This is a genomic window from Rufibacter sp. XAAS-G3-1, from assembly GCF_013623775.1.
Lineage (GTDB): Bacteria > Bacteroidota > Bacteroidia > Cytophagales > Hymenobacteraceae > Nibribacter.
Map to the genome: position 1 here is coordinate 180,292 of NZ_JABFAM010000003.1, position 17,867 is coordinate 198,158.

General features: G+C 50.5%; 11 protein-coding genes and 1 pseudogene. 5 read left to right on the forward strand and 7 right to left on the reverse strand.

What is annotated here, in order from left to right; translation table 11 throughout:
* Positions 1-27: 27 nt before the first annotated feature.
* The 3 genes from asnB to HHO50_RS01640 form a co-directional block, all read right to left on the reverse strand.
* Positions 28-1,935 carry an asparagine synthase (glutamine-hydrolyzing) gene (gene asnB, locus HHO50_RS01630; protein ID WP_181304264.1) on the reverse strand — a complete coding sequence of 636 codons (1,908 nt, stop codon included), beginning with the start codon at positions 1,933-1,935 and terminating at the stop codon, positions 28-30.
* A 2,300-nt stretch (positions 1,936-4,235) separates the two neighbouring features.
* Complete coding sequence (locus HHO50_RS01635; RefSeq protein WP_181304265.1) at positions 4,236-5,213, reverse strand: UDP-glucuronic acid decarboxylase family protein; 978 nt, start codon at positions 5,211-5,213, stop codon at positions 4,236-4,238.
* Positions 5,214-5,215: 2 nt separating this feature from the next.
* A complete protein-coding gene (locus HHO50_RS01640) occupies positions 5,216-6,568 on the reverse strand; it encodes a UDP-glucose/GDP-mannose dehydrogenase family protein (RefSeq protein ID WP_181304266.1) in 1,353 nt (450 codons plus the stop codon).
* A gap of 476 nt (positions 6,569-7,044) precedes the next feature.
* Between HHO50_RS01640 and HHO50_RS01645 the strand changes: the two genes are divergently transcribed.
* A complete protein-coding gene (locus HHO50_RS01645) occupies positions 7,045-8,130 on the forward strand; it encodes a mannose-1-phosphate guanylyltransferase (RefSeq protein ID WP_255478550.1) in 1,086 nt (361 codons plus the stop codon).
* Positions 8,131-8,203: 73 nt separating this feature from the next.
* Here HHO50_RS01645 and HHO50_RS21470 read toward each other — a convergent pair.
* The 4 genes and pseudogenes from HHO50_RS21470 to HHO50_RS01665 all read right to left on the reverse strand — a co-directional run.
* Positions 8,204-8,272 (reverse strand): annotated as a pseudogene (locus HHO50_RS21470) (DUF4113 domain-containing protein); the annotation flags it as partial.
* A 139-nt stretch (positions 8,273-8,411) separates the two neighbouring features.
* Positions 8,412-10,493: a hypothetical protein gene (locus tag HHO50_RS01655; protein WP_181304267.1), complete on the reverse strand. Its 2,082-nt coding sequence runs from the start codon at positions 10,491-10,493 to the stop codon at positions 8,412-8,414.
* Entirely contained in the window at positions 10,490-11,326 is an 837-nt protein-coding gene (locus HHO50_RS01660; protein WP_181304268.1) for a hypothetical protein, read from the reverse strand. Before HHO50_RS01660 ends, HHO50_RS01655 begins: the two co-directional genes overlap by 4 nt.
* Positions 11,327-12,057: 731 nt before the next feature.
* Positions 12,058-14,364, reverse strand: coding sequence for a S46 family peptidase (locus HHO50_RS01665; protein ID WP_181304269.1), 2,307 nt, complete (start codon positions 14,362-14,364; stop codon positions 12,058-12,060).
* 66 nt (positions 14,365-14,430) lie between these two features.
* On the opposite strand from HHO50_RS01665, the gene yidD reads away from it, so the two are divergent.
* The 4 genes from yidD (at position 14,431) to HHO50_RS01685 (ending at position 17,731) form a co-directional block, all read left to right on the forward strand.
* Entirely contained in the window at positions 14,431-14,661 is a 231-nt protein-coding gene (yidD, locus tag HHO50_RS01670) for a membrane protein insertion efficiency factor YidD (RefSeq protein WP_181304270.1), read from the forward strand.
* A gap of 399 nt (positions 14,662-15,060) precedes the next feature.
* Positions 15,061-16,101 carry a hypothetical protein gene (locus HHO50_RS01675; RefSeq protein WP_181304271.1) on the forward strand — a complete coding sequence of 347 codons (1,041 nt, stop codon included), beginning with the start codon at positions 15,061-15,063 and terminating at the stop codon, positions 16,099-16,101.
* A 9-nt stretch (positions 16,102-16,110) separates the two neighbouring features.
* Entirely contained in the window at positions 16,111-16,437 is a 327-nt protein-coding gene (locus HHO50_RS01680) for a hypothetical protein (RefSeq protein WP_181304272.1), read from the forward strand.
* 679 nt (positions 16,438-17,116) lie between these two features.
* A complete protein-coding gene (locus tag HHO50_RS01685) occupies positions 17,117-17,731 on the forward strand; it encodes a hypothetical protein (RefSeq protein ID WP_181304273.1) in 615 nt (204 codons plus the stop codon).
* The last annotated feature ends 136 nt before the right edge of the window (positions 17,732-17,867 follow it).

Below are 17,867 nucleotides of genomic sequence, written 5' to 3' on the forward strand. Positions count from 1 at the left end.
GATCACTTTCCGCTTCTCCCTAGCACCCTACGCCATCCACTTTTTCCACCAGTGCTGGAATACTACCAGTGCCCAGATGCGGGCGTGAATGTCACCAGGGTTCTTGGAGAAAAGCTGCGCCTTAAGCCGCTGGATTTCTTTCAGGCTGAAAATACCCTGGGCTTCAATGAAGGCATCGGACAACAGGTCATCTAGGATCATGGGCCGCAGTTCGTTTTGGAACCATTTTAGCAAGGGAACCTCAAAACCGTGCTTGGGGCGTTTGTACAATTCTGGGGGAAGCATTTCCCGGAACGCGTCTTGTACTATCTTCTTTTTCATGCCGCCGTCAATCTTGGAAGACTGGGGCAGAGAGAAGGCAAAGTTCACGACTTTATAGTCCAGGAAGGGCGTGCGTACTTCCAGGCTGTTGGCCATGGACATTAGATCCACTTTGGTCAGCATGTCATTAGGGAGAACCAACTGCATATCGGTCAACAGCACCTCGTTTATGTCCCCTTTTTGGGAAAGATGGCTTAAAATCTTCTGCCTGCGTTTCTTGTAGACATCTTTGGAGAGCATCTTTTTGGATTTCCCGCTGAGCAGAGATTTGGCGTCTTCTTCGGTGGCAAAAGAGGCCCAGCGCCAGTAGCGGTCTTTGGCAGAAAGGTTCATGCCTTCGCCAAAACGCTGGAACTGCCGGATGCGGTTACCGAAGGAAGAGCTCCTGGATTTGGGCATCATTTCCCACAGCGGCAATAATGCCGCAACCGTTTCGGCGGCAAATCCGCCTTGGCGCACTTTGTACTCGGCCATGTGCTTGTTGTAGCCAGCAAACAGCTCATCTGCCCCATCGCCTGACAAGGCGACAGTCACTTTTTGGCGGGTATAGTGGCTAAGGATATTGACGGCCAGGGCCGAGGAATCGGCAAAGGGTTCGTCTATGTAGTCGAGCGCTCGGAACAGGTGCTCGTATAAATCATTATTGGTGAGCGAGAAGACCGTATGATTGGTCTTGTATTTGTCCGCCACCATTTTGGCGTACTTGGTCTCGTCAAAGAACGGCTCGTCTTTATACCCGATGGAGAACGTGTTCAGGTGCTGGGTATGCCGCGAAGCCAGGGCCACAATGGCCGAGGAGTCTATGCCCCCGCTCAGGAAAGCGCCCAAGGGAACATCGGCAATCATACGGCGTTGCACGGCTCCGTCCATGAGGTCTACCAGCTTCTTCTGCTGGGCCTCATAGGAGAGATCGCTGTGCTTTACTTTTTTCTCGTCGTACGGAATCTTGTACCAACGCTTCACCTCCACGTTGCCCTTTTTACCTACCATGAGGTAATGGCCGGGCATTACTTTCTTCACTCCCTTGAAAATGGAAGCGGGCGCCGGAATATAGTTGAGCTGGAGGTATTCATACAAAGAAGCATAGTCTAACTTACGCGGAATCCCGAACGTGAGCAGCGACTTCATTTCTGAGGCAAACACCAGTTTATCCTCGTCCTGAAACATCAGGAGGGGCTTTACGCCATATCTATCCCGGGCTACAAACAAGCTCTCTTCTTCCTTGTCATAGATAGCAAAGGCAAAGAAGCCGTTCAGCTTTTTCAGGAAAGAGGGGCCTTCTTCTATGTAGTACTTCAGGAGTACCTCGGTATCTGACTGCGAGAAGAAGGTGTGTCCTTTCTCCACGAGTTGTTTCTTCAGCTCCTGGTAATTGAAGATCTCGCCGTTAAACACAATGGTATAGCGCTCATTCTCAGTATGCATGGGCTGGCACGCCACCTCGCTTACGTCAATGATGGATAACCGCCGATGCCCCAGCCCTACCGGCCCATGGGTAAAATGCCCGCTTGAGTCTGGCCCGCGCAATTGCAGCGCGTCAGTTGAGTCTGATAAACGTTGGATGGCCAAGCGGCCTTCCTGAGTAAAAGCGTAGATTCCTGATATACCGCACATATGCCGCAAAGGTACGATATATCCTTGAGACGATTCACTATATTGTTTAGATTATACTTCACCCCATACCCACCTTTCTTACATTGATCCAAAAAATACAAGTATCTAGCTGATAATCTTTCTGTTAACAACTTAATAAAACTATTATTTTCTATTTACAAGGGTTTCAAACTATTAAAATCACTATTTACAGGCCTTGCAAAATTTACAATTTATTAACACAGCTTTCCACCAGGCAGCCACGAAACACCGGATATACCTCAGTGTCAAGCAACTACTATTACCCAAATCTGCTGACAGCCAGGAAAAGCCCTGCCTGTATAAAAGTGATTTGGGTAGGCTTACAGACACGCAGATGGTCTGTTTATAGGCCTTTTTCTTCAAATCTGGCACAAAACAATCAACCGCTAGGAGCGATTTTGTTCCACCTCAAACAAATTACAGAACAGACAACCAGCCGCCCTTGCTGGTTTTCTCACCAACAATCCAGAAGCAGAGGCCTTTCCGCTTGCTGGTGAAACACGCAGCAAGGGTGAAGGTATTTTCAGGAGGCTTTACTGAACAGGTTCCAATTACAGTTACCATCGTTCCCAGTACCTTACAATGCCTCCCGAAGCATTAAAGCGGTAGGTGTCTATCTCCTTGGAAAGCTGAACTCAGGAGCTGTCTGGCTCTCTACCCACCCATATTGCCGTTCTAAGGGCAGACTCTCCCCTTGCGGCTGATCCTCATGAGTCTATAACAACCGGCACAGTATCTGGCCGTCCCCCTTTGAAGCTCATCTTGTAGGGAAAAGGACGGTTATTTATTTTCTGAAAATTCCAGAAAACCAAACTACTTTACCGCTCTTCCGGAGTTCCACCCCCGAAGCAACCTGCCGGAGAGTTCCACTCCCCCTCCTTTGCCCGGGGCTCCCGGCGGAGTAGAACTCCGCCGCAGGCAGTTTTGGGAGTAGAACTCCCAAACAGCAAGGGCCGTTCTTGTTGTTTTCCCTACAAGATTAGGTCTGAAAGGGTAAGGGAATGATTACACGTACAGATTCACGCATTCCTAATGCTTTTTCCCGCTCCCCCCGTTTCGCCGGCCTGTCTCCTGACGGGACGGAAGAAAAACATTCAAGCCTGCAACTTATATACTTTGGCTTGTCAGGGGACAAGCCAAGGAAAGCAGGGCCAGATTCTCCCATTTTAATGAAAGAAAAGGCGTTTTTTACTCCTCCCGCTCTTTCGGATTTAACAATCCGAAAGGACTCTGTCGGGGGATTTACCAGTCCCCGTATCTACCCAACTGGCCCGAAGGGGGATTGATAAATTCCCCGACAGAGTGGTTCGGGATTGGAAATCCCGAACAGCAACGTTAGCTAAAGTATCCCTGCAAGATTAGCTTCAAAGGGGAACGACCGAATACTGTGCTTGTTGGGTTTAGACTCCTGGGGTAAGATCAGGCGCAAAGGGAGAATCTACAGCTAGTGGACGCAATTTGCGTTACTGAGGGTACTTGTCAGCCCTAAAGGCTTTTCCCCTGAACTCAGGTTTGTTTAGCAAAACGTTTTACGGCAGATTTCTTTGAAACAGCTCATAAACGATTGTTGTACCTGCCTTTTGGGTGCTTCTAGCGTTTCGCCAATAAAACAATTGTCCCTTATCCCACTTTGGGGAAACTTAGGTTTGACTTGACATAGATTCAAGTCTTGCTTGCTCCTGTTTTAAACAGGCGGAGCGGTTTAGAGTTTTCATGTAAGGCACCACTATTGGCTTGCTTGCCTCGGTTTTTCTGGGCAAGCATCCGTTTGTGCCTACTAAAGGAGAGCAGGCATTCCGTTTAGACGCCATTTTCAGAAAAACAGCCTAAAAACGCGCGCACACAAGCGAACGCTTGCGGCAGGGACTGGATTTGAAAAAACCTAAACAGGCCCAGGTATTGTAATCTTGAATCTGTTTAGAGTTTTTCATTAACCGGCATTTAAAGCAATTCTTCTGGGGCAAGCGTCAACCAGTGCCATCGTTTTTAGGCTACTTTTATGAAAACAGGCAGAAAACAAGAGGCCGTTATTTGTACACTGCCGCAAGCATCTGCTTGTACCGCCGTTTTCAGGGTGTTTTTAGGAAAACAGGCGCAAAACTCTAAACAGCTTCCTTTTTTAACAAAAGGTAATCCTAGAAAAGTAGTGATAAACTATTCAGAACCCTCGCTCGCGTCCCACGAGCGAGGGAAATCATTCCTTCTCTGAGACTATCTAACAAAAGAGGGTTTACAGCCAATGGCTGTAAACCCTCTTTAAGTTTATGTCAACTTAGCTTCTAGAAAGTCAGCGCCTCAGTAGGCGCAGTCTCCACGTGCTCTTTGAAGTACTCCAGGGTGCGTCTCAACCCTTCTGAACGGGATACCTGCGGCTCCCAGCCCAGGATCTCCTTGGCTTTGGAGATATCGGGGCGGCGGCGCTGCGGATCGTTCTCGGGCAGGGGCTGGTAGCCCAGTTTCAGCTCTACCCCGGTCAGCTTGCAGATTTCCTCGGCAAACTCCTTGATGGTCACCTCAGACGGGTTCCCGATGTTCACCGGCAGGGCGTAGTCACTCAGCAACAACCGGTAGATACCTTCTACCAGGTCGTCTACGTAGCAGAAGGAACGGGTCTGCGAGCCATCGCCGAAGATGCTCAGTTCCTCGCCCCTGAGCGCTTGGCTCATGAAAGCGGGCAGTACGCGGCCGTCGTTGAGGCGCATGCGTGGGCCGTAGGTGTTGAAGATGCGCACAATGCGCGTCTCCACGCCGTGGTGCGTGTGGTAGGCCATGGTGATGGCCTCCTGGAAGCGCTTGGCTTCGTCATAGCAGCCGCGGGGTCCTACCGGGTTCACGTTGCCCCAGTACTCTTCCACCTGCGGGTGCACCTCCGGGTCGCCGTACACCTCAGAGGTAGAGGCGATAATCATGCGGGCACCCTTCGCCCGGGCCAGGCCCAGCAGGTTGTGCGTGCCCAGAGATCCTACCTTCAGCGTCTGGATAGGGATCTTGAGGTAGTCTATCGGCGAAGCCGGTGAGGCGAAGTGCAGGATGTAGTCCAGGTGGCCCGGCACGTGCACGTACTTGGACACGTCATGGTGGTGGAACTCGAACTGCTCCAGTTTGAACAGGTGCTCTATGTTCTTCAGGTCGCCGGTGATGAGGTTGTCCATCGCGATCACGTGGTAGCCCTCTTTGATGAAGCGGTCGCACAGGTGCGAGCCCAGGAAACCGGCCGCGCCGGTGATCAGTACGCGTTTTCTATTCTCTGTTGCCATGCTTAGTTTGTTGTCTCAATAACCGGTTGCACCTCCTGAACCCCGATGCCGTAGTAGGCGAAGCCCAGTTCCTGCAGCTCTTTGGCCTCGTAGATGTTGCGGCCATCAATGATGACTTTGTTTTTCAATAGTTTACCAATGACCTGGAAGTTGGGCGAGCGGAATTCAGGCCACTCGGTCACAATCAGCAAGGCGTCGGCATCAATCAGCGCCTCATATTCGTCTTTAGCGTACTCTACTTTGTCATTCTCCCCGATCATGTGCTTGGCCTCTTTGATAGCCACCGGATCATAGGCTTTCACGCTGGCGCCCTCGGCCAACAGTTTGTCAATGATCACCAGAGACGGCGCCTCACGCATGTCATCGGTTTTCGGCTTGAAGGAAAGGCCCCAAAGCGCGAACGTTTTACCGGCAATCTCTCCGCCGAAGTGCTTCATCACCTTGTTGAACAACACCTCCTTCTGGTTCTCGTTCACCGACTCTACCGCTTTGAGGATCTGCATCTCATAGCCGTTGTCCTCGGCCGTTTTAATCAACGCTTTTACGTCCTTAGGGAAGCAAGAGCCGCCATAACCGATACCCGGATAGATGAACTTGTTACCGATACGGCTGTCAGAGCCAATACCCCGGCGCACCATGTTCACATCGGCGCCCATGATCTCGCACAGGTTGGCGATATCGTTCATGAAGCTGATTTTGGTAGCCAGCATGGAGTTGGCCGCATACTTGGTCATCTCAGCGGAAGGAACGTCCATGAAGATGATGGGGTGGCCGTTCATCAGGAAAGGCTTGTAGAGCTTGCGCATTACTTCCTCGGCCTGCTCACTCTCCACCCCTATCACAATACGGTCTGGCTTCAGGAAGTCATCGATGGCCGCACCTTCCTTGAGGAACTCAGGGTTGGAAGCCACGTCGTAGGTTAAAGCGGACTGGCGTTTCTCCAGTTCCTCGGCTACGGCCTGCTTCACTTTGTTGGCGGTGCCCACCGGCACGGTGCTCTTGGTTACCACCACCAGGTAGTCGTCCATGTGCTGGCCGATCTCGCGGGCCACGCCCAATACGTATTTAAGGTCGGCCGAGCCATCCTCGCCCGGAGGCGTACCCACGGCGATAAACGCGGCGTCGCAGCCTTTGATGGCGGAGGCCAGGTTGGTGGAGAAATGAAGGCGGCCTTTCTCCACGTTGCGGAGCACCATCTCCTCCAGGCCAGGCTCGTAGATGGGCAGGATGCCTTGTTTCAGATCCTCGATCTTCTTGACATTCACGTCAATACAGGTCACATCAATACCCACTTCGGCGAAGCATGTGCCTGTCACCAGGCCTACGTAGCCCGTTCCTACTACTGCAATTCTCATAAGATTAACTAATTAAAACAGATATTTGCTTAAATAAAAAATATAACGCTTAGTATATATTCACACTTTACCTTTTTCGCACTACGGTTAAACCTGCTCTACAAGAAAGCATAAGCAAAGCAAGTCTCCAGAAGCTTTCTACACGGCGCCCATCCTTTGGTCTACATTAGCCCCAATAAGCCAGCCCCTGCAAACCTGACCGCTCGCACTGTTTGCAAGGCACTATTCTACTTTTCTTAAAGTAGCCATCCTGAAAGCAAATCTCCATTTTTGCCTACTGATTAACAAGCACTTACTAAAATAAAGCAGCAGTAGCCAAATCATTCCCAGGCAAGCACTTCTAAGCAGATAGACATACTACCCGCTGGCAATATTAATAAATTATCTTGAAACGTAACAAAAATTTTATATATTTGTCTCTAAATCCGTAAACATTCAGTTAAATTTATACTTAACTAATAAGAAATTTAATACACATGCTTTATACTTTTGAGAATACCTTTGTAGTAGTTATGGCCGGGGGGATTGGGAGCCGCTTTTGGCCATTCAGCCGCACCAACTATCCAAAGCAGTTCCATGATGTTCTGGGCATTGGGGAAAGCATGATCCAAACCACCGTAAAACGCTTCTCCACGGTTTGTCCTAAAGAAAACGTTTATATAGTAACCAACCGAGAATACAAAGCCCTGGTACAAGAGCAATTTCCTGAGTTTAGTGATGAGCAAATTCTACAGGAACCTATAGGACGCAACACCGCCCCTTGCATTGCTTATGCCTGCTACAAAATAGCCCAGAAAAACCCTGGCGCCAACATCATTGTAGCCCCCGCCGACCATGTGATTCTACGCGAGCAGGCCTTTTTAGCATGTGTGCACCAGGCCTTGGAGGCTGTATCCCAAGAAGATATTCTGGTTACGCTGGGCATCAAACCCACCCGCCCAGATACCGGCTACGGCTACATCCAATACCAGCCAGACACGTCACAAAGTTTAAAGAAGGTGAAAACCTTTTCAGAGAAACCCTCCTTAGAAACGGCCCTGACCTTTCTTGAAAGCGGCGATTTTGTCTGGAACGCCGGGATCTTCATCTGGAGTGCACAGTCCATCCTGAATGCCTTCAGAATGCACCTGAAAGAGGTCGCAGATCTTTTTGAGGAGGGGACTGCCGCTTACCTCACCCCTGAGGAAGAAGCCTTTATAGATGCGGCCTACCCCCGCTGCCAAAACGTCTCTATTGATTATGGCATTATGGAAAAGGCGGAAAACGTGCACGTGATCTTAGGAGACCTGGGCTGGTCTGATGTGGGCACCTGGAATTCGCTCTACAGCATTGCCGACAAAACCCCCGAGGGAAATGTCATAGACGGTGACACCATGCTGTATGACACCCAGAATTGCATCATCAAAACCCCTCAGGACAAACTGGTGGTCATTCAAGGCTTGCAGGATTATATAGTAGCGGAGCATGACAACGTGCTTATGATCTGCCAGCGCAAAAATGAACAGCAGGTAAAAGACTTTGTTTCCCATGCGAAAGCAAGCAAAGGCCTGCTCTATGTGTAACTTGCCTTCCTGAGTACTAACGGACGTTACACAACTTTTGAGCCCGTTTTCCGCAAAACAGGCTTAAAACGGATTACGAGCTCACTTTTAGCAACTCATCCCAACGCGTGGTGTAGCGGGGCGAGCGCATCTGCCATTCTTTCTGCTGATGCTCTGTCCTGTTCTGTGTTGATCACCCAAATGCCTCGGCTTTGGACAGCAACATGGCCGGGTGGATTGCCCTTCTTCCAGTTCCACTCCTTAGCGGAAGCCTGTTTTACCCTTCATTTCTGGAAAACAGCCTAAAAACGGTAACGAACCTGCGTCCGCACATCGGTGCGCTGGGGCCCTTGGATCTGTTCCAAGCCTGAACTGATGGTGTTTTGCGCCCGGTAATGGGTATGGCTGAGTTTAAACCAGAAATCCAGGTGGCGGGAAATGCGTTGCTGGGCCAATAAATACACGTGGGTGCCCCGCCCCGTGAACACCGGAATGGAGAAAGCATACAGCACATCCTGCTCGGGCACGTAGAGGCGGGTGTCATAGTCATCGGTGTCAAAGAGGGCGTAACGGGCGCTGAGGCGAGTGTTGCCGTGCTCCCAACTCACATCCTGCGCCGTGAAGTAACCGGTGCGGCGGGGGCCGGTCTGCCTAAATTGGCTTGCCTGTATTCTGGAACGCAACCGCAGAAAAGGCAACGGGCTTACATCCAGCAGCAGCAGGTAACGGTGCGCGTGCGTTTCGGTGACCCAGCGTAAGGCTTCGCCGGCAATGGTCTCGTTGCGGGCTTTGCGCTCATACTGGTACTGCCCGTAAAGGAGCGTTGATTTGGAAGGCATGAACTGCAGGCGCAGCAAGTATTCTTCGCCGGTGGAGGGGGCGTCTATGCGGTAGCGGAGCCAGGGAAAGGAGAAGCGGTCATAATAGCCGGTGAGTTGCCAGCGGTTGCTCAGTTTCAGCTTGAGGCCCGTGTAAAGGCCGCTTTCATTCTGGTTCCGGCTGCCTTCCCCGAACGCCGCGCCGTACAGCGTCTGGAAATCACGGGCGTAATACCTATACAGCAGGGCCACCTCTACTTTCTCTGACAGACTCGCCAACACCCCGTTCACCGTGCCCACCCCACCGTCACCGGAACGCGCCGTTTCCCCGAAGAAGTTGAAATTTTGCCAGAGATAGCTGTAATGCAGTCCCACCGCCGTATTCCGGTTCCCGCTGAAGGTGAACAGGTTGTAGGGTTCCGGTTTTTGCTGCAGCGCCATATCAAACGACGTATGCAAAGCGGTCACGCCCATGCTAAACGTCTGCCTTGGATTACGGAACGTGATATTTCCGCCCATTACCTGCTCCCGCGCCCGTTGCCGGTTCTTGAACTCCGTAGGCGTACGGTGCAGGCCCGAGGTTTGCAGCCCCCCCAGCGTCAGCAAAGTAGTGTCTTCTGCTAAGGCATCACCCGCCGCGGCATCCGTTCTTCGGTTAGAATAGAAAAGGGTGGTTTCCAGCCTCCGCCAGCGGTGGGTAGCGGCCGCCCCTCTGAAGAAATTAGTCTCCAGGCTGGACGTGTGCGGCCTAATGCCCAGTTGGCTGCGCCGCACGGTGGTGATGGTCTCACTGCCTTTGCCCACACTCAAACCGCTGGAAAGTAACAGGCCCTGCCCAAACTGTAACTGGTAATCGCCTAGGGCGATGGTTTTGAAAGCTCCCCGGTCATACAATTGGGCGTGCGCCGAGAGAAAATCAAACCCATAGAGCCGTTGCGCTGGGTTCCACGTGAAGGGCTCGCCCGCATCTTTCTCGGCGGTGACGCCGAAGCTGAAATCGCGCGGATGGCTGAGGCGGTACCGCAGCAGGTATTTGTCTGGCGAACCCAGGTAACGGGTAGTGGAACGGCCCTCGGGCGGCGTGTAGCCGCGGCGCTCCTGCAAGGTACGGTCGTACCGAAGAAGCAGCGAATGGTTAGCGGCGTTTTTCAAGCGTTCCCGCCAGGGCCGCTGCCCAAGCTGCCCCAGCGACTGCACCGTCACAAAAGGCAATAGCCTTCGGATAGAGATGAGGTCAAACCCGGGAATAGCCTGTAGTTCATAAAGACTGAGGAGACGGCCATTGTCCTGAATGTGCTGGAGGAGCGCGGAAATTTGCCCTTCGGAAAGCAGGAAAAGGCTGCGGAGTTCCTCGCGGGAGGCACGGTTGAGGTCTAAGGGCTGGCGGTAATACTGGAGCAGGGTTTCATAGAGGTCTTCATGGGCCACGGTGTTCTCATCGTCCTGCTGCGCGAAAAGCTCCTGCACCAGCAGTTCCACGTCTACCGCCGGGCGAGGCACCTCTTGCCCTACGGCCACCTGTTTCAGGCCTATTATCAGGAAAACAAGCCAAAAACCGCACTTCATGGCTGCGGCTCTTTTTTCAGCTGATACCCCACTGACAAGTAATTGCTCATGCCCAACTGGTTCTGCGCGCCCAACGCATACGCCACCTGAAACTGTTTGAACCTGACATCTACGCCCGCCGTGCCTGCCCTGGTGCCCGAGTTGAAGCCGGTGCGCAAGCCCAACGCGGGTAACAACCGGTACTCAATGCCGCCTTTCACGGCCACCGGATGCTCCAACTCCTTTTCGGCCTCCAGCACCAGCAAGACCTTGGTGGCGGCCTGAAAACCCAAGCCAATCTTCATGACGGTGGGCACCCGCTCGTCTTCAAACTCCGCCAGTTTGGCCTGGTTCAGGTTGTAGATGTGAGCCCCAAACGTAAGTCCGGGTATTACTTCTGACTGGATTCCCATGCTCAGCGCCACCGCTTTGCGGCTGCCCCACTCCTTTACCCGCACCTGTAGTACATCGGCCTTCAGGCCTAGCCGAACTACGCCCAGTTGATGCGCCAACCCGATGCCTAACCGCTGTTCATTGTATAAATCTCCGCCGAACCGCTGTACGTCAATTCCCACGGCTCCTAACTTCGTGAGTGGGTACACAGCCAACAGCCCTACCGTAGTGAGTTCTTCGATGGAAAAGCGGTTGTGCGCGTAGGCACCTACTTCCAGGTGTTCCAGGGCCGCCATGCCCGCCGGATTATTGCTCAGTGACCAGACGTCTGTTAAAGCAACGGCAGCTCCGCCTACACTTACGGCCCTGGCACCTACCGCTGAACTACTGATTTGCCCCTGGAGGTAAAAGGAATGACCTAAAAAGGTAAGCAACAGGCTGTAGCGTAACAATGGAGGCATAGGCAGATGGGAATTGGCGAATGCTTCTACTACGAACTTGTATTTACAAAGTGCTACTTATTGGTAGAAAGTTTCAAAATAGTTTTGAGACTCTGATTAACACTTATGTTTTGTAGACAAGGGCAGAAATAAATCTGCGCTATAGTAGGTCATTGAATAATCAGGTACCCCGCTTTCGCTGCGGTGCAGTGAAGTGGTCAGAGACTACCCATCACCCGTAGGCACGAGTTGGAAACTCGCGCCAGTAAAGAGAATGGCGGAGACGCTGGTTGCGTCCTAGACTTCGGAGTGTCTGGAGGACTCGCGCGTGCCTTGCCAGGAACTAGCCTATTGCGGCGTTTATGGTCTTCTTTCCGGCAAACAGGCTAGAAATAAGCCTTTCTGTCCGGCAACCTAGAATAGCTTTACTGGAGCACTAGTACCGCTCGCTACTAAGATCCTCCCAGGATGACAACAAAAAAATAGGTCAAACTAATGTGGTGTCCATACTTACCTCCAGGCACAAGCAATAAAAAACGCCCGGAGAAATCTCCGGGCGTTTTAGGTCTATCTTTTGAAAATTAAGCCAGAAACGGCTTAGAGCTTGTCTAAATTTCATCTTTGCGCTGCAAACAATCCTAAAAAGAACCTGCGTTCGCGGTTGAGTAGCGCTGCTACGCGGCTCAAAAAACGCTTCCACAAAACCTTTCTCTAGCCATTTTCGCCGGCAAACCTCAAATGTAAACAAGCTCTTAGCTCTTCTGCTTTTTGGTTTCCTTCTTGATTTTGGTCTCGTTGCGTTTTTTCTTGATTTTGATCTGGCCTTCGGGCGTCTCAATCTCCATTTTACCGTCCATCTTCACGTCATTGATGGCCGGGTTAAAAGTGGTGTTGGGGTTGCCTTTGTCTACCAGGGTCATCTCGTTTACCAGGTGACCGGCGCCGGAGAGTTTGTCTATCACGAAGAGCACGTATTTGATGTCTACGTTGATGCAGCGCTTGTACTCGGGGTCAAAGACCAGGTCGCCGGTCATGGCTTCCCAGTTACCGTCAAAGGCCAAGCCTATCAACTCGCCGCGGCCGTTGATGACAGGTGAACCGGAGTTACCGCCCGTGATGTCATTGTTGGTGATGAAGCCTACGCGCAGCTCCCCGTTCTCGCCGTAGCGGCCGTAGTCTTTCTTGTGGTAAAGTTCCATGAGTTTGGCGGGCACGATGAACTCTGGGTTGGTAGGGTCTTCTTTCTCGGCCAGGCCATCCATGGTTGTATAGTATTTGTATTCTACGCCGTCACGGGGCTCATAGCCTTTGACGGTACCGTAGCTCAGGCGCAGGGTAGAATTGGCGTCTGGGTAGAACACCTTGTTGGGGTGCATTTCGCGCAGACCGGCTACGTACAGACGGTTGGCCCGACCCAAAGCAGCGTTGTACTCGTTCAGTTTGGGGAGGATGTTCTCCTGGTAGTTGGTTTGCACGGCGCGCATGAATTTGAACGCCGGGTCAGTTTCTAAGGCTTTCAGCGTTGGATTAGCTAAAAATGCGTTGGCTTTGGCCTCAGAAGAAAGCAGGGATTTGCTGTACACATCGGCGGCCCATTTCTTGAAATCGCCTTTGTAGGTTGAAGTCAGGTCTTTGAAGATATCGGCGTGCTGCGCTTTAGGTACATCGTGGTAGTACATCTGCATCAGCTCGGCGAAGATCTTCTGGTCAGAAGACGGCACGTAGCTGGCGTAGAACTCCTGGTTCATGTCTTTGTAGGCCGAGGTCAGTTCCTGTAGTTTGGCTTTGTCTACGTTACCGGCTTTGAGCATATTGTAGAGCGGCGTGTATTGATAGGCGTGTGCGATCAATTGCGGCGCCAAAGCAGCCTCGGTGCGGTAGATGGCCGATAGGTTATAAGCGCGCTGTCCGGCGTACGAGGCGTTGATATCTGCCAAGGCAGAGCCGTAAAGAGATTTGCGGTTGGCGTTGCCGTTGGCCCATTCCTGGAAGGCTTTCTCTTCGGCGGCTTTCTTGTTCAGCGTTTTCATGCGCTTGATGCCTTCGTTCTGCCCGATGTAGTATTTGTAGTAGTTGCTGATGCTGGCGTAGTTGGAAGCCAGTTTGAGGCGGTCGGCGGGTGAGGCGTCCATGGCTTCTTTCATTAAAGCCAGGCGGCGCTCACGCAATTTGATACGGGCGGGGTTAGACTGTTCCACCGCCATGCCTAAGCCAGAACCGGCCATGAAGCGAGTGGTACGGCCCGGAAACCCGAACACCATGGAGAAGTCGCCTTCTTTCACGGGGCTCATGGAAACCGGCAGGTGGTGCTTAGGACGGTACGGCACGTTCTTTTCAGAATAGGTGGCGGGCTTCCCGTCTGGGCTCATGTACACCCGGAACATAGAGAAGTCACCGGTATGGCGCGGCCACATCCAGTTATCGGTGTCGCCCCCGAATTTCCCGATGCTTTCCGGCGGGGTTCCTACCAGGCGCACATCAGAGAAACGCTCGTACACGAACATATAGAACTCGTTGCCATTGAAGAAATCGCGGACGTAACTCACGTATTGGCCGTTGTTCTTGGCCGCATCAGCAATGGACTTGGAACGCTCGGCTACCAGACGGCTCCGCTCCTGCTCAAGCGTTTGCGGCGTAATGCCTTGCAGCACCTGGCCGGTCACGTCTTCCATGCGCACCAGAATGTCTACGAACAGGCCTTCGTTTTTCTTTTCCTGCTGGCGGGTCATGGCCCAGAAACCATTTTTGAGGATGTTGTCCTGCGGTGTGGAGTTTGAAGCGATGGCATCATACCCGCAGTGGTGGTTGGTGAGCAACAGGCCTTCTTTGGACACGAACTCACCGGTACAGAAGCCGCCAAACTGCACAATGGCATCTTTGAGGCTGGCGTTGTTCACGTTGTAGATTTCCTCGGCGGTTAGTTGCAGCCCTTGTTTCTGCATATCCACGTGGTTGAGGCGCTTTACCAGCAGCGGCAACCACATGCCCTCATCGGCGCGGGCGCTCATAGACAAGCCCAGGCAACCCACCAGGAGTAAACTATAGATCTTTTTAAGCATAACGTTTGTTTGTTAGAAAACCCAAAGGTAAGGATTTGTGCCTTTTTTTCCCGAAACTAGCAGCATATGCAGGTAATTAACTGGCTTTTCAAGCACCTTTTTCTGGGGATTGTGTGGGTGTACCGCTATATGATTTCGCCGCTCACGCCCGGCAGTTGCCGCTTCACGCCCACCTGCTCGGCCTACGCGCACCAGGCTATTGTGAAGTACGGCCCGTTCAAAGGCGGCTGGATGGCCCTGAAACGGATTGGCCGCTGCCAACCCTGGGGCGGGCATGGGTACGACCCGGTGCCGTAGGAGACCTCACCCCCGGCCCCTCTCCCGCGGAGAGGGGAGCTTTTGGTGGTTGCATTTGGAAGGTGTTTTGGGAAAAGAGGGCTTAAAACAGTCCCTAGTGGGAACCTAGGCAGGTATTTCCATTAGGGCCCGAATGTCAAAAAATACCCTTTCCCTTCATCCTTTTAACCATACTTTCTTGCTTAATAGTCTTTTATAGACGTTTTACCCCGTATTTGCAGTGCTACTAAGGCCAAAAAGCCTTGTTACGTTTTAACCCAAAGTTTCCTTTGTTTTTGGCTGAGCATATTTAATCCTACCTAAACTTAACCAAAATTCAATATGCGAAATCAAAACTTTTACCTATTGGCTCTGATGGCCTTTTTACTTCTATTTGGGGGATGCCAGCAAGATGACCCCGTGACTGAATTAGCTGAAAATATGAACGGGCTTACCGTGCAGCAGGCCCGTGAATGGTTTGCGGCCAGCGGCGCAGGCAAGCCGTCTGCCGCCGCCAACAAGAGGGCCAAGCATAAGCCCTACGTCTTCACCCCAGACTGGAGCAAGGCCACAGCCTCGGAGGACAAGAACTACTACGTGGTGAACGCATCTGCTACATTTGAGAGCCGGCCCGGGTTCCTGCTCAAGGGCTACGGCACCACCGTGAATGGCCTCAGCAAGGGACTGGTGCTGAAAGATAGGCGAACGGGAGAAATCTTCGCCGCCCTCATGCACGCCTACTCGGCAGACGGCAAGGCCCCGCGGGACTTCGGGTACCGAAACGTGCCCCAGGACTTCACCGGCTTGTTGTTCTACACCAACTTAAGCGGGGAGTTCGTCAACGGCTACTACTACGCGCAGGGCAAGATAAGCAAGGTGGCTAGGAAGGGAAGTGCCGGAAGCGTATCCCCGAGCCAAGCCCGGTCCGGCTGCTTTTCTGTGCCGCTGGAGCAAAATAGTGGCTGGGTGTGCGTGGGGGACAATTGCTACCATAAGTACACCAATATCACCTATGTAAATCTCTGCGATTACACAGAGGAAACGGTTCCTCATAACGCTAATGACGGCGGCTACGGCGGAACTGGCAGCAGCGGAGGGGACGGCGACACGGAGCCTAAACCACAACCTAGCTATAATGTAATCAAAGACTCGACTATCACTCAAAGCCCCAAGATCGATTGTATTTATGAGGCACTTATTCAAGGAAACTCCTCTTTCAACAATATGCTTACTGCCTTCAAAGCAAATAACCAGATTAACCTCACCTTCAGACTGGGAGCCACCTCGGGAGAAGGCACCACCTTGCGGACAGGGAACAACTACTATATCACACTTAATAAGAATATCGGTGAAATACAGCACGCTCTCTGGACTACGGCAACGTTCTTTCACGAGGCCTTCCATGCGCAGCTCAGGGAACACGCCGTATCAGTGCTAGGCACCGATGTTGTCTCCAGTTGACCAAAGCACGTGGATGATATGACTTTACAGGAGCTCATTGGTTATATTGACGCTACAGAAGGTTCAAACAATAATTTGCAACGGCTCACCCACGATTTTTTCGCCAGTCACACTGACCAAATGGCCGAGGGGCTGCGGGAATTCGTACAGGAGAATTACCCTCTAACATTTCAGGAAATAGGAAGTAGTTTAGAGCCGTACAGAGCTATGGCACTTAAAGGCACAAGTGATTCATATTATTGGCAACAAGAGGTAACAGCTAAGGGTAAAGAAACAGAATATATGACACAATGGAGTAAATTCATTAGTGCTAAAAAATTTGACTGCTATAAATAATATTTATAAAATAAAATGGGCAAAAAAAGTAAATTCCTCATCTTTTTTTTTGTGCTTTTTACCTGTAACAAGGCTTTTAGCCAAACTTCTACCGTGCAAGACACAATCTTTATCTTATTTCAGAATGATGGAAGTATGCAAGCAGAGAGAAGAGAAGCAAGTAAAACAAGTAGTGTATTCATATACCATACACCTAACCTATTAGATTTCATGTTCAATCAACTTTCATTTTCTTACCATCAAGGGAATTGCATAAAAGAAGATAAATCCTTTCTTAAAAAATTAAAGTTTACCCATTACATGCAGGTCGCCGAAGATGTACATATACGTCCTTTCCCATACCTTAACCAGTATGTTTTCTTCATAGTTGAGGTAGAACCAAGTAAGAATACGTTACATTTATACAAGGTAAGACCAATATATTTTAAACAGCACGAAGATTATTGACATTTGAAAAAATGAACCCAACTGCTCCCAGTAATCACTTGGAGCAGTTGGGTTCATGCATAGAAAACTTACCTTCCGGACGTATAAGCCATATAAAACTTGTTAAAAAGTACTTAATCCAAGTCTATTCTACTACTAAATAAACAAAGCAGGGATGCTTATTACAGATGCCCCTGCTTTGTTTATTTAGTAGTAGAATACCTAAAACACCTCAAGTCTCACCTAATAAAACATGAAAGTTTTACTCCTCTACTTTATATTCTTTCTAGTTTTCCTAAGTGCTTCTTGCTCGCAAAGCACCCAGATACAAAATAGAATAGACAAGCTCATCCATCAAAACAAAAAGGATAATGCTCTGGCTATCCGGGAAATAGAAATCATAGATACAGTACTAACTAAGGAAATCATCAAATTCATCTCAGAACAAAGGCTGAAAGATACCCTTTTCAGCAAGGGCTATGGACATATAGTAGTTTCTATAAGCCCTCCAGATGAATATAATCCCTACAATAAACGAATTATTAGGAGCTATTATATCAATACGAACTTCAGTAGGCTCAAGGATCAAAAGAAAGAGGAAAAGGCATATTTAGCCTATCCAAGCTATTACACCTTTGTTGAGAATATGTTAGTATTTATCAAAACACCTGACATTGACACAACTTTTCCTCCAAATTTTAAGGAAAAGGACATGCAAAGGTTAAGGAAGATCCAGAGCCTCTTTCTTAAACCAACAGAGAAAGTCACCTTTTTTAGCCTAAGCGGAGAAGAACTTTATACAGACAAAAACTTCAGCATAGATTATCAAAGATTCCACAACGGAAAGTACATTTTAGAGCTTGTTTAAATTTCATCTTTGCGCTACAAACGACCATAAAAAGAACCTGCGTTCACCTTTTCCTAGTACCGTAGCGCTGCTACGCTGCGAGAAAAACGCTTCCGCAGAACCTTTCTCTGGCCGTTTTCGCCAGCAAACCTCAAAT

Coding starts and splice junctions, on each gene's coding strand:
- asnB (WP_181304264.1), bottom strand. CDS start 1,935: ATGTGCGGTATATCAGGAATCTACGCTTTTACTCAGGAAGGCCGCTTG.
- HHO50_RS01635 (WP_181304265.1), bottom strand. CDS start 5,213: ATGGCAACAGAGAATAGAAAACGCGTACTGATCACCGGCGCGGCCGGT.
- HHO50_RS01640 (WP_181304266.1), bottom strand. CDS start 6,568: ATGAGAATTGCAGTAGTAGGAACGGGCTACGTAGGCCTGGTGACAGGC.
- HHO50_RS01645 (WP_255478550.1), top strand. CDS start 7,045: ATGCTTTATACTTTTGAGAATACCTTTGTAGTAGTTATGGCCGGGGGG.
- HHO50_RS01655 (WP_181304267.1), bottom strand. CDS start 10,493: ATGAAGTGCGGTTTTTGGCTTGTTTTCCTGATAATAGGCCTGAAACAG.
- HHO50_RS01660 (WP_181304268.1), bottom strand. CDS start 11,326: ATGCCTCCATTGTTACGCTACAGCCTGTTGCTTACCTTTTTAGGTCAT.
- HHO50_RS01665 (WP_181304269.1), bottom strand. CDS start 14,364: ATGCTTAAAAAGATCTATAGTTTACTCCTGGTGGGTTGCCTGGGCTTG.
- yidD (WP_181304270.1), top strand. CDS start 14,431: ATGCAGGTAATTAACTGGCTTTTCAAGCACCTTTTTCTGGGGATTGTG.
- HHO50_RS01685 (WP_181304273.1), top strand. CDS start 17,117: ATGAAAGTTTTACTCCTCTACTTTATATTCTTTCTAGTTTTCCTAAGT.